Source organism: Pseudomonas orientalis, assembly GCF_002934065.1.
Classification (GTDB): Bacteria; Pseudomonadota; Gammaproteobacteria; order Pseudomonadales; family Pseudomonadaceae; genus Aquipseudomonas; species Aquipseudomonas orientalis_A.
On record NZ_CP018049.1, the window covers coordinates 540,386 to 555,005 of the forward strand.

The 14,620-nt window shown below is 62.1% G+C and carries 11 protein-coding genes and 1 riboswitch; of the genes, 5 read left to right on the top strand and 6 right to left on the bottom strand.

All coding sequences use genetic code 11. The annotated features are described in order from the left end of the window. Window positions 1–47: 47 nt before the first annotated feature. Entirely contained in the window at window positions 48–1,904 is a 1,857-nt protein-coding gene (locus tag BOP93_RS02305; protein ID WP_104501414.1) for an O-antigen ligase family protein, read from the bottom strand. 158 nt (window positions 1,905–2,062) lie between these two features. On the opposite strand from BOP93_RS02305, the gene msbA reads away from it, so the two are divergent. The 3 genes from msbA (at window position 2,063) to BOP93_RS02325 (ending at window position 6,946) form a co-directional block, all read left to right on the top strand. After that, a complete protein-coding gene (gene msbA, locus BOP93_RS02310) occupies window positions 2,063–3,868 on the top strand; it encodes a lipid A export permease/ATP-binding protein MsbA (RefSeq protein WP_104501415.1) in 1,806 nt (601 codons plus the stop codon). A gap of 725 nt (window positions 3,869–4,593) precedes the next feature. Further along, window positions 4,594–6,018, top strand: a complete 1,425-nt coding sequence (gene hldE / locus BOP93_RS02320) for a bifunctional D-glycero-beta-D-manno-heptose-7-phosphate kinase/D-glycero-beta-D-manno-heptose 1-phosphate adenylyltransferase HldE (RefSeq protein ID WP_065886558.1) — start codon at window positions 4,594–4,596, stop codon at window positions 6,016–6,018. Further along, on the top strand, window positions 6,011–6,946 hold the full coding sequence (locus tag BOP93_RS02325) for an NAD-dependent epimerase/dehydratase family protein (RefSeq protein WP_104501416.1): 936 nt from the start codon (window positions 6,011–6,013) through the stop codon (window positions 6,944–6,946). Before hldE ends, BOP93_RS02325 begins: the two co-directional genes overlap by 8 nt. Window positions 6,947–6,977: 31 nt before the next feature. Here the strand turns inward: BOP93_RS02325 and BOP93_RS02330 are convergent, their stop codons facing one another. From BOP93_RS02330 to BOP93_RS02345, 4 genes are read right to left on the bottom strand one after another with little or no spacing between them, the layout of a single operon-like run. Then, window positions 6,978–7,946 (bottom strand): metal ABC transporter ATPase, encoded by a 969-nt coding sequence (locus BOP93_RS02330; RefSeq protein ID WP_104501417.1) that lies wholly within the window; start codon window positions 7,944–7,946, stop codon window positions 6,978–6,980. Window positions 7,947–7,987: 41 nt separating this feature from the next. Next, the gene (locus BOP93_RS02335; RefSeq protein ID WP_104501418.1) at window positions 7,988–8,800 is read right to left on the bottom strand and encodes an aldo/keto reductase; all 813 of its coding nucleotides are present in this window, start codon (window positions 8,798–8,800) and stop codon (window positions 7,988–7,990) included. Continuing rightward, entirely contained in the window at window positions 8,797–9,972 is a 1,176-nt protein-coding gene (locus BOP93_RS02340; protein ID WP_104501419.1) for an NAD(P)/FAD-dependent oxidoreductase, read from the bottom strand. The genes BOP93_RS02335 and BOP93_RS02340 overlap by 4 nt, the downstream gene beginning before the upstream one ends. A 55-nt stretch (window positions 9,973–10,027) precedes the next feature. Further along, a complete protein-coding gene (locus BOP93_RS02345) occupies window positions 10,028–10,363 on the bottom strand; it encodes a DMT family transporter (protein WP_104501420.1) in 336 nt (111 codons plus the stop codon). A 103-nt stretch (window positions 10,364–10,466) separates the two neighbouring features. On the opposite strand from BOP93_RS02345, the gene BOP93_RS02350 reads away from it, so the two are divergent. After that, window positions 10,467–11,357, top strand: a complete 891-nt coding sequence (locus BOP93_RS02350; protein ID WP_104501421.1) for a LysR family transcriptional regulator — start codon at window positions 10,467–10,469, stop codon at window positions 11,355–11,357. Window positions 11,358–11,380: 23 nt separating this feature from the next. Further along, on the top strand, window positions 11,381–12,658 hold the full coding sequence (gene waaA / locus BOP93_RS02355; protein WP_104501422.1) for a lipid IV(A) 3-deoxy-D-manno-octulosonic acid transferase: 1,278 nt from the start codon (window positions 11,381–11,383) through the stop codon (window positions 12,656–12,658). A 124-nt stretch (window positions 12,659–12,782) separates the two neighbouring features. Here the strand turns inward: waaA and BOP93_RS02360 are convergent, their stop codons facing one another. After that, on the bottom strand, window positions 12,783–14,222 hold the full coding sequence (locus tag BOP93_RS02360) for a TolC family outer membrane protein (RefSeq protein WP_104501423.1): 1,440 nt from the start codon (window positions 14,220–14,222) through the stop codon (window positions 12,783–12,785). Window positions 14,223–14,417: 195 nt separating this feature from the next. Continuing rightward, window positions 14,418–14,523: riboswitch (TPP riboswitch) on the top strand. Window positions 14,524–14,620 lie beyond the last annotated feature (97 nt).

Below are 14,620 nucleotides of genomic sequence, written 5' to 3' on the forward strand. Positions count from 1 at the left end.
GGATGTAAAAAAGGCGGTTATCACGGCAGTGATAGTCGCCTTTTTTATCAGCTGGCCGGGCTGGCCAGGCTATGTACTTGTTCGCGGAGTTTCGCCGTGGCCGTCGGGCTGGCAACCGTCGCATAGCCCTTAACCAACTGCTCGAAATGCGTTTCGAACAGCCAGTTGCGGTCCTGCGGATAGCGCTGCATGTGACGCAGGTTACGCTGGCGCAAGGCGTAGCGCAGGGGCGAGGGGTAGATGCGCAGGTCAGCGACGTCAATCAGGCCGAACTCGCCGTCGTCCATCAGCAGCACATTGCCCAGGTGCAGCGAGCGGAAGTACACACCGCGTTCGTGCAATTGCGCCATGAACCGGCCGAAACGCTCGACCAGCGATTCGCGCAGGCTGCTGTCCAGGCTTTGCATGGCCTGGCGCAGGGTCAGGCCGGGCAGCGGGGTGTAGGCCACGGCACCGCTGGCGTCGGGCAGGTGGTAGAGGCCAAGGATGTGCGGGGTGGGAATGCCCAGGCTGCGCAACTGTTCGCTGTTGCTGGCAAAACGCTCGGAATACGGGTTGAAGCTGCCGGAGGTGTACCAACGGCGCGGGCGGAACAGCTTGAGAAAGCTGCCGTCTTCCAGGCGCAGGACCTTTGGCCCCAGGCCATCGGCTTCAATCACCTGGGCATTGCTGCACAGCTGGTCAAACGCCGGGCGCTTGATCGACTGCACCGACATGCGCAGCAGGCTGCGGTGGCGCTGGGCGATGCTCAGGCCGGTAATGATCGCCAACGGGATCCACAGCAGGAACCAATGCTCCTTGGGTCGCGACAGGATGCCGCCGCCTTCGGTCAGGCCCGCACCGATGCCGTAGACCAGCAGGGACGAGGCCAGGATGAACAGCGGTTGTGCGCGTCGTTGCATGCCCTTGTACAGGGCATAGCCGAGCATGAAGACCCAGGGGATGAAGCCGATGATGCCGACGTAATAGAGCACGCCAAGGGCAAAGCTATGGGGTTCGCGTAGCTGGTAGCCGTCGGCCATTGTCAAGTACAACTCGGAGTCATAGCTATGGCCGATCCACGGGTGATCGGCAATCAGCTGCAATGACATACCCCAGAGTTCCAGGCGGAATGAGCTGCCACGCATAAAAATCGATTCGGGATAGAAAAATACCATCACGGCCGTGCCAACCACAGTGCCGGCGACAAGCAATACCGAACGGCGGTTCTGGCTGATAACGGCTATCCACGCAACGGCGAGTATCAACGCCACTAACGGCGTGCGCGAGCCGGTTGCCAGCACCGCCATGGTCATGATCGCCAGAGCAGGCAAGCTGAAACACAGCACCTTCAGGCGTTGGGTTGTCATGCAAACGTACAGCCAGTACACCGTGAAAAAACCGAACAGATGGGAGCTGAGCAACGGATTGTCGAGGGCGCCGAGGCCGCCGATCATGCGCATGCCAGGTTCGTACGCCTTCGCGAAGGCCACCAGGTTGCCCAGGCACACCACCAGCGCAATCACTGCGGCACCGAAGAAGATTGGCTTGAACAACTCGTTGCGGTAGTGCAACAGCAGCCCACAGCCGCCAAACAGCATAAAGGTGTTCAGCGGGCGTTTGAACAGGTCGGTGTCGGCGCTGGGCTCGGGGCTCCAGAGCAGACTGGTCAGTGCCCACGCGGAGAAAGCCAGGAACGCCAGGGCGATCGGTTCGCGCAAGAGGTCCTTGAGTTCCCTGGGGCGCATGCACAACAGGAACAGGGTGGGCACGCTGAACAGGAGGTAGACGATCCGGTGCAGTACATTGCGGTTGCCGACGAAGAACAGTGCACTCAAGAGCAACAGCAAGCCAACAGGCAAAATCCACAGGACCAGGAAGTCAAAAACGCGATTCGAGCCATAGATAAGGCGCTTGGAGTGCATACGATAGAGCCATTCCGGAAAGAGAAAGCCGACCCTCCCGAGGAGGTGGCCATGTAATGTCGCCCGCGTGATCCTGCCGGGTCGCGGCGTACGCCGGGTGCAAGTACAACAGAGAAGCTGTGCTAAAGTCAGCCTCCTTTTTCAAAACGCCGCGTGATATGACCGACTCCAGTCCGAGCGCAAGCCCTTCGAGCTTGAAAATATACTTCCGCCTGCTCAGTTACGTTAAGCCTTATATGGGCTTGTTCGCGCTGAGTATCCTTGGATTTCTGATTTTCGCGTCGACCCAACCGATGCTGGGTTACATCCTCAAATACTTTGTCGACGGCCTTTCCAATCCCGAAGCCGTGCTGTTTCCGACCGTGCCGTTCCTGCGCGACCTGCAGTTGCTGCAGGCGGTGCCGCTGCTGATCATTCTGATCGCGGCCTGGCAGGGCCTGGGCTCATTCCTGGGCAACTACCTGTTGGCCAAGGTCTCCCTGGGCCTGGTCCACGATTTGCGTGTGCAGTTGTTCAACAACCTGCTGACGCTGCCTAACCGTTACTTTGACAATCACAATTCCGGGCACCTGATTTCCCGCATCACCTTCAACGTGACCATGGTCACGGGGGCGGCGACCGATGCGATCAAGGTGGTGATCCGCGAAGGCATGACGGTGATCTTCCTGTTTGCCTCGCTGCTGTTCATGAACTGGCGCCTGACGCTGGTTATGATTGCCATCCTGCCGTTGATTGCCGTGATGGTCAGCACAGCCAGCAAGAAATTCCGCAAGCAGAGCAAGAAGATCCAGGTGGCCATGGGTGACGTAACCCACGTCGCCTCGGAAACCATCCAGGGTTACCGCGTGGTGCGCAGCTTCGGTGGCGAGGTCTATGAAGAGAAGCGTTTCCTCAAGGCCAGCCAGAGCAATACCAACAAGCAACTGCGCATGACCCGCACCGGGGCGATCTACACCCCGGCGCTGCAACTGGTGATCTACTCCGCGATGGCGGTGCTGATGTTCCTGGTGCTGTATCTGCGCGGCGATGCGTCGGCCGGTGACATGGTGGCCTACATCACCCTGGCCGGTCTGTTGCCCAAGCCGATCCGCCAACTCTCGGAAGTCAGCTCGACCATTCAGAAAGGCGTGGCCGGTGCCGAAAGCATTTTCGAACAGCTGGACGAAGAGGTGGAGGTCGACCACGGCACCCTCGAGCGCGACAAGGTCAGCGGTCGCCTGGAAGTGCGCAACCTGAACTTCACCTACCCCGGCACCGAACGCCATGTGCTCAAGGACATCAGCTTCACCGCCGAACCCGGGCAGATGATCGCGCTGGTGGGGCGTTCGGGCAGTGGCAAGTCGACCCTGGCCAGCCTGATCCCGCGGTTCTATCACCATGAGAGCGGTGAAATCCTGCTGGATGGCATCGAGATCGAAGACTACAAGCTGCTCAACCTGCGCAAGCACATTGCCCAGGTCACCCAGCATGTGACCCTGTTCAGCGACACCGTGACCAACAACATCGCCTATGGCGACCTGGCCGGCGCGCCTCGCGAAGACGTTGAAGCGGCGGCGGCGGATGCCAACGCCAAGGACTTTATCGACCAGTTGCCCAAGGGCTTCGATACCCAGGTCGGCGAGAACGGCGTTCTGTTGTCCGGTGGTCAGCGTCAGCGCCTGGCGATTGCCCGTGCGCTGCTCAAGAACGCACCGGTGTTGATTCTCGACGAGGCCACCTCGGCCCTCGATACCGAGTCCGAGCGGCATATCCAGGCCGCGCTGGACAAGGTCATGCAGGGCCGCACCACGCTGGTGATTGCACACCGCTTGTCCACCATCGAGAAGGCCGACCTGATCCTGGTGATGGACGACGGGCGCATCGTCGAGCGCGGCACCCATGGTGAACTGCTGGCGCAGAACGGCTACTACGCGCGCCTGCATGCCATGGGCCTGGATGCGCCGGTAGCGGCCGACATCACCTGATCCAACAGGCGCCACGGCTCGAATGTGGGAGGGGGCTTGCCCCCGATGGCGGCCTCTGGGCCGACCAGGATGTTGGGGCGGACCGGGTACATATCCGTTTCTGCGGTAACGGCTGCTATTGGTTCCGCCCTGACGGCGGGTCACTTTGGAAAAGCCCCAAAGTAACCAAAGGGCTCTTGCCCCACCACTCGGCACCTCGCTTGGGCTCGGTTGCTCACTCCGGCTTGAATCCGTGGGCCGCCGCCACGCGCCATCCATGGCGCGGGGCGGCTAACCCGGCGTCCTGCCGGGTTACCCACGGATTCAAGCCTGCGTTCGGCCAGCGTGGTTTAACGGGGCGCCTAAGATCAAGATCAAAAGCACGGCAGCCTTAGAGCCGACCGGTATTTTGTGTCGACCCCGGTCCAAATGTGGGAGGGGGCTTGCCCCCGATGGCGGCCTCTGGGCCGCCGCAATGGGTCATCCCCGGCCCGGTGCGGCTAACCCGGCGTTCTGCGGGTTACCCTCGAATTCAAGCTTGCGCTCGGCCGCGTGGTTTCAAGGGGCGCCTAAGATCAAGAGCGACTCGCTGCGCCTCGTGGTTAGCGTTGGGCGTTACAGCGTTGTGAAGCTACTGTGGCGATCGGGGACTTGCCCCCTCCCACATTTGCCCTGCGGTGGGCGCAAGCCATCGCAAACCCTGTGCTAATATCGCGCCCCTGTTCATTTTGTATGTGGGTTGCTCCATGAAGTTGTCCATGCCGCGATTCAATCAAGCCCCTGTCTTGGTGGTCGGCGATGTCATGCTCGACCGTTACTGGCATGGTGGTACCTCACGGATTTCCCCTGAGGCGCCGGTACCGGTGGTCAAGGTCGAGCAAATCGAAGACCGTCCAGGTGGCGCTGCCAACGTTGCCCTCAATATTGCCGCGCTCGGCGCCCCGGCTTCCCTGGTGGGTGTGACCGGTGACGACGAAGCGGCCGACAGCCTGGCCAACAGCCTGCGCGGTGCCGGCGTGCGCGCGTTGTTCCAGCGCATCGCCCATCAGCCGACCATCGTCAAGCTGCGGGTCATGAGCCGTCACCAGCAATTGCTGCGTATCGATTTCGAAGAACCCTTTGCCACCGACGCCCTGGCCCTGGGTGACCAGGTCAATGCGTTGCTCGAAGGCATCAAGGTGCTGGTGTTGTCCGACTACGGCAAAGGCGCCCTGAAGAATCACCAGGTGCTGATCCAGGCCGCCAAGGCCCGCAACATTCCGGTGCTGGCCGATCCCAAGGGCAAGGACTTCTCGATTTATCGAGGCGCCAGCCTGATCACGCCCAACCTCAGCGAGTTCGAAGCGGTCGTCGGTGGTTGCGCCGATGAGCATGAACTGGTGAGCAAGGGCGCGGCGCTGATGGCCGACCTTGAACTCGGCGCCCTGCTGGTGACCCGTGGCGAACATGGCATGACGCTGCTGCGTCCCGGCCATCCGGCGATGCACCTGCCGGCGCGTGCGCGGGAAGTGTTCGACGTCACCGGCGCCGGTGATACGGTGATTTCCACCCTGGCCGCGTCCATCGCCGCCGGCGAGGAACTGCCCCATGCCGTGGCCCTGGCCAATCTGGCGGCGGGCATTGTGGTGGGTAAACTGGGCACCGCGGCCATCAGCGCCCCCGAGTTGCGTCGCGCCATCCAGCGTTCCGAAGGTTCGGAGCGCGGTGTGCTGGGGCTCGAGCAATTGCTGTTGGCGATTGACGACGCACGCGCCCACAACGAAAGCATCGTGTTCACCAACGGCTGTTTCGACATCCTGCACGCCGGTCACGTGACCTACCTTGAGCAGGCGAGCGCCCAGGGCGATCGCCTGATCGTCGCGGTCAACGATGATGCCTCCGTCAGCCGCTTGAAAGGCCCGGGCCGACCGATCAACAGCGTCGACCGGCGCATGGCGGTCCTGGCTGGATTGGGTGCGGTGGACTGGGTGATCAGCTTCTCTGAAGGCACCCCGGAAAACCTGTTGGCCCAGGTCAAGCCTGATGTGCTGGTCAAGGGCGGTGACTATTCCGTCGACCAGGTGGTCGGTGCGGACATCGTCAGCGCCTACGGCGGCACCGTCAAAGTGCTGGGGTTGGTAGAAAACAGTTCGACCACGGCCATCGTCGAGAAAATACGTAACAATGAATAACGCTGATAAATGGGTATTGATCACCGGAGGCGCGGGCTTCATCGGTTCGCATTTGGTTGACGCGTTGCTCGCCAAGGGCTATTCGGTGCGGGTGCTGGATAACCTGTCTACCGGCAAGCGCAGCAACCTGCCCCTGGATAACTCGCGCGTGCAACTGGTGGAAGGTGATGTGGCCGACGCCGAGCTTTTGGCTCAAGTGGTCGTTGGCGCGTCGGCGGTGGTTCACCTGGCGGCCGTGGCGTCGGTCCAGGCATCCGTGGACGATCCGGTCAGCACGCACCAGAGCAATTTCATCGGCACCTTGAATATCTGCGAAGCCATGCGCAAGGCCGGCGTGAAGCGTGTGGTGTACGCGTCCAGCGCAGCGGTCTACGGCAACAACGGCGAGGGTGCCTCCATCGACGAAGAGACGACCAAGGCGCCGCTGACACCCTATGCCTCGGACAAATTGGCCAGTGAGCACTACTTCGACTTCTACCGTCGTGAGCATGGCCTGGAGCCGGTCATTTTCCGCTTCTTCAATATCTTCGGTCCGCGCCAGGACCCGTCATCGCCGTATTCCGGTGTGATCAGCATTTTCAGCGAGCGTGTGCAGCAGGGCTTGCCCATTGCCGTGTTTGGCGATGGCGAACAAACCCGTGATTTCATGTATGTGGAGGACCTGGTGGATGTGCTGGTGCAGGCCATCGAGTTGCCGACCATTCCCGCAGGGGCAATCAACGTCGGTTGGAACCACGCCACCACGCTCAAGCAGGTGCTGCAGGCACTGGAGCAAGTGGTGGGCACGTTGCCGGTCATTACCTACGGACCGGCGCGCCTGGGGGATATCCGCCATTCACGGGCCGACAATCGGCGCCTGCTGGCAAGCTTCACCCTGCCTGAACCTACCCCGTTGAAGGTCGGCTTGGAGCGCTTGCTCAAAGGCTGAGCCGCAGGCCGATAGCGATATCGGGTGTGCGTCAGCCCCTGGCTTTTTTCTTCGGCACGATCTTGCGCAGCATCTGCTGCGCCTTGCCGGTCAAGCGCTTGAGCTTCGACTCTTTTTCCGGCTCTGCCAGGCCTTGCTGCCTGAGCCAGTCCTTCCAGCGAATCCGCTCATCACGCACCAGCCAGCCGTCCTGGCGGGCGAAGCTTTCGGCCAGGTACAAACCCCGTGTACTCGCCGGATACAGTTGGTCCTTCTTGACGGTGTACAGCTCGGCAAGGGGCTCGCCGTCCTTGAGCGGCATCAGGTACAGGTCCGGACGCTTGCGATCCAGGCGTGCGACCAGTTGGTCACCTTCCAGGCGCTCATCCACATGGAACAGGCTCAGGGATTTGGCTTCCTTCGGCACTTCCAGGCGCAGGTCGTAAATCAGCTGCAGTGACGCCGTCGGCAGGTGCACATAGGCCCGAGGACGCTCGATCAACTGGGTGGTGGCGCAGCGCACCGGACGCGCGGCGCCGGACAGCGGGCTCAGGCGAAACGGCAGGGCTTCACGGTAATGCAGCGCGGCGGAGTAGGGCGCCGGCAGCCAGGTATCGTTGAAGCGCCCGCCGAGCCAGCCCTCAGGGGTTTCCAGCAGGCATTCCTCGGCAATTTCCTGAATGGCCGTGTGCAGCGGCAGGTTCAGTTCATGGGCGGGGACGTAGCCGGAGATCAGCTTGAGCACCACATCGCCGCGATCCTGGCGACGCTGGCGTACCAGCACCCAGTAATCCTTGTTTTGCCAGTGCAGGGTCAGGCGCACTGAGACGCCGAGATTCGCCAGTTCCAGGGCGAAGCGTTCGGCGTCCGGCACCTCGACCGGCTTGCGCCGTTGCAGGGTCTGGGCGAAGTTGAGCGGCATGCCGACGCTCTGGTAGCTCAGGCCTTCGGGGGTGGCTTCCACGTGCAGCGGCAGTGTCTTGAAGTTGCTCGGGTTCTTTCTTATGAGCGTACGCGGCATGTCGGCTCCTTTGTGCGACGGGGTCGGCCGCGTGGGCGGCATCAGAGTTGACGGATGACCCGGGCAGCGGTTGCCACGTTATGGGCCAGGTGCAGCGGATTGATGGTCCCGACAATAGCACTGGCGACGCCCGTTTGCGCAAACAACAACGTGAAACTGGCCTGAATTGGATCCATTCCAGGCGTCAGGCACACGTGGCCGCTGGCCAGGGCTTTTTTCACCAGGATGCCCTTGCCATGGGCCGCCGCGTAATCAATGACGGCTTTTTCGGCCTGTTCGTTCAGATTGTAAGTGATCATGGCGCAATCACCCTGTTCCAGCGCCTTCACACCGCCTCCAACGGTCTTGCCGGAGAAGCCGAAACCGCGGATCTTGCCCTCTTTTTTCAGCTCCGCCAGGGTCTGGTAAACCTCGCAGTCGTTGAGGATGTGCAGGTCGTTGCCATCGGAGTGCACCAGCACCAGGTCGATAAAATCCGTTTCAAGTCGTTTCAGACTACGCTCGATCGACATCCGCGTATGGGCGGCGCTGAAATCGTGCCGGGACACGCCGTCCTCGAATTCTTCGCCGACCTTGCTGACGATCACCCAATCCTTGCGCTGGTCACGCAGCAGTGGCCCCAGGCGCTCTTCGCTGCGGCCGTAGGCGGGTGCGGTATCGATCAGGTTGATACCCAACTGGCGCGCCTGGCGCAGCAGCATTCGCGCCTCGTCGTCATTTGGAATCTGAAAACCGCTGGGGTATTTGACCCCTTGGTCACGACCCAGCTTGACGGTGCCCAGGCCCAGGGGCGACACCAGCAGGCCGGTGCTGCCCAGGGGGCGATGCAGGTCGTGCAGAGTGGGCAGGCTCATGGCAACAGGTGCTCCCAGGCAGGTTGGCCGATCACGGGCTTGGGCAGGTCGGGCAGGGGTTCGCTGGCGCCTGGGCGGATGCCATCGCGTTCGAGGCTGTTGATGACCCGGTCGGCGAAGTCCGGTGCCAGGGCCAGCTTGGTTGGCCAGCCCACGAGCAGGCGACCCTGTTCGGCCAGGAAGGCGTTGTCGGGACGGCTCAGGCCCGATTGCAGTGGCTCGGCGCGGTTGACGCGCAGGGTGGCCCACTGGGTCTGGCTCATGTCGATCCATGGTAGCAACTGGGCCAGTTCTTTCTGCGCGGTAGCGATTTGTTTCTGAGGTGTGCGGGCAACGCCATCGGCTTCGGCGATATCGCCGCCGATGTACCACACCCAGTTGCCGTCCGCGGCCGGGTGGGTGGTCACGGTCAGACGCGGCTTGGTGCCGCCGCCCAGGCAATGGGCATACAACGGCTTCAGGCCCGGGCCTTTGGCGAGGATCATGTGCAGCGGGCGGGTTTGCATCGCCGGCTGGCTCAAGCCCAGGACCGCAAGCAAGTCGGCGGTGCCTGCGCCGGCACTCAAGACGATGCGCTGGGCGCGGATTTCGCGGCCATCGACCTTCAAGCCCACCAAGGTGTCGCCGTCACGCAGCGGTTCGATATGTTCGCCTGCGAGCAAACCCTTACCGGCCAGCTCCGCCAGGCGTTCGATCAGGCTGGGCACGTCCACGACCAATTCCGCGAGGCGGTAGACCTTGCCCTTGAAGCGACGATCCTGCAGCGCAACCGGCAGTTCGTCGCCCTTGACCTGATCGACACGGCCGCGCACGGCCTTGCTGGCGAAAAAGCTGGTGAGATTGCCGGCGAGGGTGCCGGGTGACCACAGGTAATGGGCTTCAGAGAGCAGGCGCACGCCGGACAGGTCCAATTCGCCATTGCCGGCCAGAGCTTCACGCCAGCGGCGCGGCATGTCGGCAATCGCTTCGGAGGCGCCGGTGAGGGCGCCGTGCAGGGCGTATTTCGCACCGCCGTGGATGATCCCCTGGGACTTCACGCTTTGCCCGCCACCCAGGGTCGCGCTTTCCACCAGCACCGTGGAAAACCCCTGGCGGCGCAGGCGCGCATTGAGCCAGAGGCCGGCAACCCCGGCGCCGACAATCAGAACGTCGGTGGAAATAACGGATGGCATCGGCGACCTCAATGTTCAAGACAAGGGGCGCAGTATACAGGCTGTTGAGGGGCGGTCAGTGACCGGCGGTTTTCGAGAACAGCTGGATCACCACCACGCCCAGCACGATCAGCCCCATCCCCAGCATGGCCGGGATATCCAGCTTCTGCCCGTAGATGAACAGCGCGGCAATGCTGACCATCACGATGCCCATGCCGGCCCAGACGGCGTAAGCCACGCCAACCGGCACGGTGCGCACGACCAGGGTCAGCATCCAGAACGCGATGCCATAACCGACGATCACCAGCAACAGCGGAACAGGTGTGCTCCAACCCTTGATGGCTTTCATGGACACGGTCGCGATTACTTCCGAGCAGATGGCGATGGCCAGGTAACAGTAGGCGGCGTTCATGGTGCAATCCTCAAGGTGAAGCTGGTTTGATAAGGTCGGCATTCTAGAGGTTCAACAGATGCGGTAAAGTCATTACCTATCCGAATTGAAGATAGGTTAAGTCATGAGCGTGCCTTGGGATCTGGAACAGATGCGCCTGTTTGTCAGCGTCGCCGAACAGCGCTCGTTTTCCGCCGTGGCGCGTGGGCAGCGCAAGGCGCAGTCGGCCGTCAGCACCGCCATCGCGTTGCTTGAGGCGGACCTCGGCGTCAGCCTGTTCGAGCGCAGCAGCGGCCGTCAGCCGCGCCTGACCGAAGCCGGCAGCGTGTTGCTGGAGGAAGCGCGTGAAGTCCTGCGCCAGTGTGAGCGTCTGACGGGACGGGCACTCTCGCTGACCCGTGGCGAGGAAGCGTGTCTGCGCCTGGCCCAGGACGAGGCGATGTTGTTCCAGCCGGTGCTCGACAGTCTTGAGGCGCTGGCGCTGCGCTACCCGTTGTTGGAGGTGCAGTTGTCCAGCGCCGCCCAGGGCGATGTGGCGCGCAAGCTGGTGGAACGCCAGGCCGACCTGGGCCTGCTGTTCTACCACGACCAGATTCCCGAAGCCCTTGAGCGGCGGGTGGTGGGCAGCGTGGAAATGGTCACGGTGTGCGGTGTGAATCACCCTTTGGCCAAGTTGCGGTACGTGGACTGTCAACGATTGGCGCAGTTTCGCCAGTTGCTCATGTCGACCCAGACCAGCGTCTACCCCGGCAGTGAAGCCGCCAGTCCGCTGGTATGGCGGGCCGACAGCTTCTATGTGTTGGCCGAATGGCTGATGAGCGGCCTGGGTTGGGCCTGGTTGCCACGGCACATCGTGCAATACCCCACCTATCAACAGCAGATGGTTGAACTGCACAGCGAATGGACGCCGCCGGCGCTGGTGGTGGAACTGGTGTGGCGCCGCGATGAGCACCTTGGGCCTGCCGCGCGCTTTCTGGCTGAACGTTTTGCCGAGTGCTTGCAGGCGATCGACTGAAAAAGCCGATAAACTCCGCCGCCATGAATAGAACTCTCTACACCTGTCTGTTTTACCTGGCGCTGCCGTTGGTGGCTTTACGTCTGTGGTTGCGCGCGCGCAAGGCGCCGGCTTATGCCAGGCGCGTGGGCGAGCGGTTTTCCTATGGCTTGCCCGTGATGCAGCCCGGCGGGATCTGGGTGCATGCGGTGTCGGTGGGCGAAAGCATTGCCGCCGCGCCGATGATCCGTGCCCTCCTGAAGCGCTACCCGCAGTTGCCGATGACCGTCACCTGCATGACGCCCACAGGTTCCGAGCGAATCCGGGCGCTGTTTGCCGATGAGCCGCGTGTCCAGCATTGTTATCTGCCGTACGACTTACCCTGCGCCGCCAGGCGTTTCCTTGACCGGGTACAGCCCAGGTTGGCAGTGATCATGGAGACCGAGTTGTGGCCCAACCATATTCACGCCTGCGTCCAACGCGGCATTCCGGTGGCCCTGGCCAACGCGCGATTGTCGGCGCGCTCGGCCAAGGGTTATGCGCGTTTTGCCAGACTGACTGCGCCGATGCTGGCAGAAATGAGCTTGTTTGCGGTGCAGACCAAAACCGAGGCCGAACGCTTCCTGAATCTGGGGGCTCGGCCTGAGACGGTAGAAGTCACGGGTTCGATCAAGTTCGATTTGACCATCGACCCGCAACTGCCCGAACGCGCCGCCGCCTTGCGCGAGCAGTGGGGCGCCGGCGAGCGTCCGGTGTGGATCGCCGCCAGCACCCACGAAGGCGAAGACGAAGTCGTGCTCGCCGCCCATCGTCAATTGCTCGCCAGCTATCCCAATGCGCTGTTGATTCTGGTGCCCCGTCATCAGGAGCGCTTCGGGCCGACTTTCGAGCGGTGCGTGCAGCAAGGCTTTGCCACAGTGCGGCGTTCCAGTGGCGAAGCGGTCCATGTACATACCTCAGTGCTGCTTGGCGACACCATGGGCGAATTGCTGTTTCTCTACGCCTTGGCCGACAGCGCCTTTGTCGGCGGCAGCCTGGTACCGACCGGCGGGCATAATCCGCTGGAACCGGCCGCGCTGGGCAAGCCGGTGATCATGGGGCCGCACCTGTTCAACTTCCTGGAAATCAGCGCGATGATGCGCGAGGCCGGGGCGTTGCGCGAGGTGGATGACGCAGACGGTTTGGCCGAGGCGGTGCGGCAGTTGTTCGAGTTGCCACAGGATGCGCGCAGGATGGCAGAGGCGGGATTGAAGGTGATGCAGGCTAACCAGGGCGCGCTTAAGCGCTTGCTGGATGGGCTGGACCGATTGATCGCTCACTGACTCAACACCCATCCAAAATGTGGGAGGGGGCTTGCCCCCGATGACGGAGTGTCAGTCAAAACTACTTGAGCTGACAGACCGCTATCGGGGGCAAGCCCCCTCCCACATTGGTTTTGCGGTGTGGTCAAGAACCTGGGCGGGCCTTCAGTTGCTCGGCGGCAGCTTTGGCCAGGTCCGGTGGCAGGAAGTCTTTGTCCGGGTTGTAGTCGGCTTTCAAATAGCGCGTCAGGTCCTGCAGATCCCCCGGGTTCAACGTGCCCGCAGCTTGCTTCAAGCGCAGGTTGTCGAGGATGTAGTCGTAGCGGCTGTTGTTGTAGTTGCGCACTGACGCGTAGAGCTGACGCTGTGCGTCCAGTACGTCGACGATATTGCGCGTGCCCACCTGATAGCCGATTTCCGTGGCTTCCACCGCGCTTTGGTTGGAGATGATCGACTGGCGGCGTGCTTGCACCTGTTCCACATCGGTGTTGACGGCGCGGTGCAGGTTACGGGTGTTTTCCACCACCTGGCGGCGCAGGCCTTCGCGTTGCTGCTCGGACTGATCGAGACGTGAATAGGATTCACGCACTTGCGAGCTGGTGAGGCCGCCGCTGTAGATCGGGATGTTCAACCGCAAGCCGATGGTGCGTTGCGACACATCGCCACCGTACGGGATGGGCAACTGGTTCGGGTTGCTGAACCCCAGGGCATCGTTGTCGCCTTTTTCGTATTGCGCAACCGCATCGAGCGTCGGCAAGTGGCCGGCCTTGCGCTGCCTGAGGGTTTCCTCGGCGGCTGTCACTGCGTAATTGCTGGCCAGCAGGTTGAGGTTCTGGCGCCCGGCGGTTTCGACCCAGGCCTTGGCGTCGTTCGGCGCCGGCGGCAGCACCGGCAGCGTATGGACGATGCCCTGGATCGAGTTGTACTGGCGGTTGGTCAGGGTGATCAGCGCCTCGAAGGCGTCGTCCACCTGGCGCTGGGCCACGATGCGGTTGGCGCGAGCGGTGTCGTAGCTGGCCTGGGATTGCAGCACATCGGTCTTGTCCGACAGGCCCACATCGAAGCGCTCATTGGACTGGTCGAGCTGGCGTTTGAAGGCATTTTCTTCGGCCTTGGTCGAGGCCAGGTTGTCTTGCGCGCGCAGGACTGCAAAGTAGCTCTCGGCACTTTGCAAAATCAGGTTCTGTTCACTGGCCGACAGTTGCAGCGAGGCTTGCTCGCTGACGGCTTCGGCGGCTTGCAGTTGGAACCAGCGATCGGCGCGAAACAGCGGCTGGCTCAGGGTGGCGCGCCAGGAGTGCGCGTCGCGGCTGGCAGTGGCGGCGGGCTGGTCGATCTGGGTGCGCACGTTGTTACTGTCGGCACCGGCCGACAGATTCGGCAGCAAGCCTGCGCGCGCCTGGGGCACGACTTCTTTCTGCGCGCCATATTGAGCGCGGGCAGCGGCCAGGTCGGCGTTGTTGCTCGCCGCTTCCTGGTAGACGCTGACCAGGTCGGTGTTGGCGGACAAGGGCGCTTCAGCTGCCCAGACCATTCCATTGGTCGCACAAGACACGGCAATTGCCAGTGAAAGTTTGCGCAGCATGAGGCGATCCCTGAATAAATATTACGATGATAATTTATTGCCCAAGGCTACGGTGGCAAAGAGGGAGCGTCAAGCCTTGAGGCAGCTCAGGAGTGTAGTGGGCGGGCTTCGGCACAACAATCCTGTAATTACGCCATTTATCATCCTGACGACAGTGTCATTGGCAATTTGCCCACGCCATGGTCTAGACTGGCCGGGTTCTTGTCGGGGTGCCTTGTTGGAAGGCTGAGATCGGTAAATACCGGATCCCGTTGAACCTGATCAGGTTAGCGCCTGCGTAGGGAACAAGATTTCTCGTCACCCGGCGAGTCCTCTTGTGCTTCGTCCGGGATGTTGTTCGACAATCGAACAACCCTCGTGCGCAGGCACAGCACTGGTTTCAGTGCGTCCGTCCGTCA

What these genes read in the sequence shown, in the direction of transcription:
- BOP93_RS02335 (WP_104501418.1), bottom strand. Translation starts at nt 8,800, where the DNA reads ATGAGCCTGCCCACTCTGCACGACCTGCATCGCCCCCTGGGCAGCACC.
- msbA (WP_104501415.1), top strand. Translation starts at nt 2,063, where the DNA reads ATGACCGACTCCAGTCCGAGCGCAAGCCCTTCGAGCTTGAAAATATAC.
- hldE (WP_065886558.1), top strand. Translation starts at nt 4,594, where the DNA reads ATGAAGTTGTCCATGCCGCGATTCAATCAAGCCCCTGTCTTGGTGGTC.
- BOP93_RS02330 (WP_104501417.1), bottom strand. Translation starts at nt 7,946, where the DNA reads ATGCCGCGTACGCTCATAAGAAAGAACCCGAGCAACTTCAAGACACTG.
- BOP93_RS02360 (WP_104501423.1), bottom strand. Translation starts at nt 14,222, where the DNA reads ATGCTGCGCAAACTTTCACTGGCAATTGCCGTGTCTTGTGCGACCAAT.
- BOP93_RS02325 (WP_104501416.1), top strand. Translation starts at nt 6,011, where the DNA reads ATGAATAACGCTGATAAATGGGTATTGATCACCGGAGGCGCGGGCTTC.
- BOP93_RS02350 (WP_104501421.1), top strand. Translation starts at nt 10,467, where the DNA reads ATGAGCGTGCCTTGGGATCTGGAACAGATGCGCCTGTTTGTCAGCGTC.
- waaA (WP_104501422.1), top strand. Translation starts at nt 11,381, where the DNA reads ATGAATAGAACTCTCTACACCTGTCTGTTTTACCTGGCGCTGCCGTTG.
- BOP93_RS02345 (WP_104501420.1), bottom strand. Translation starts at nt 10,363, where the DNA reads ATGAACGCCGCCTACTGTTACCTGGCCATCGCCATCTGCTCGGAAGTA.
- BOP93_RS02340 (WP_104501419.1), bottom strand. Translation starts at nt 9,972, where the DNA reads ATGCCATCCGTTATTTCCACCGACGTTCTGATTGTCGGCGCCGGGGTT.
- BOP93_RS02305 (WP_104501414.1), bottom strand. Translation starts at nt 1,904, where the DNA reads ATGCACTCCAAGCGCCTTATCTATGGCTCGAATCGCGTTTTTGACTTC.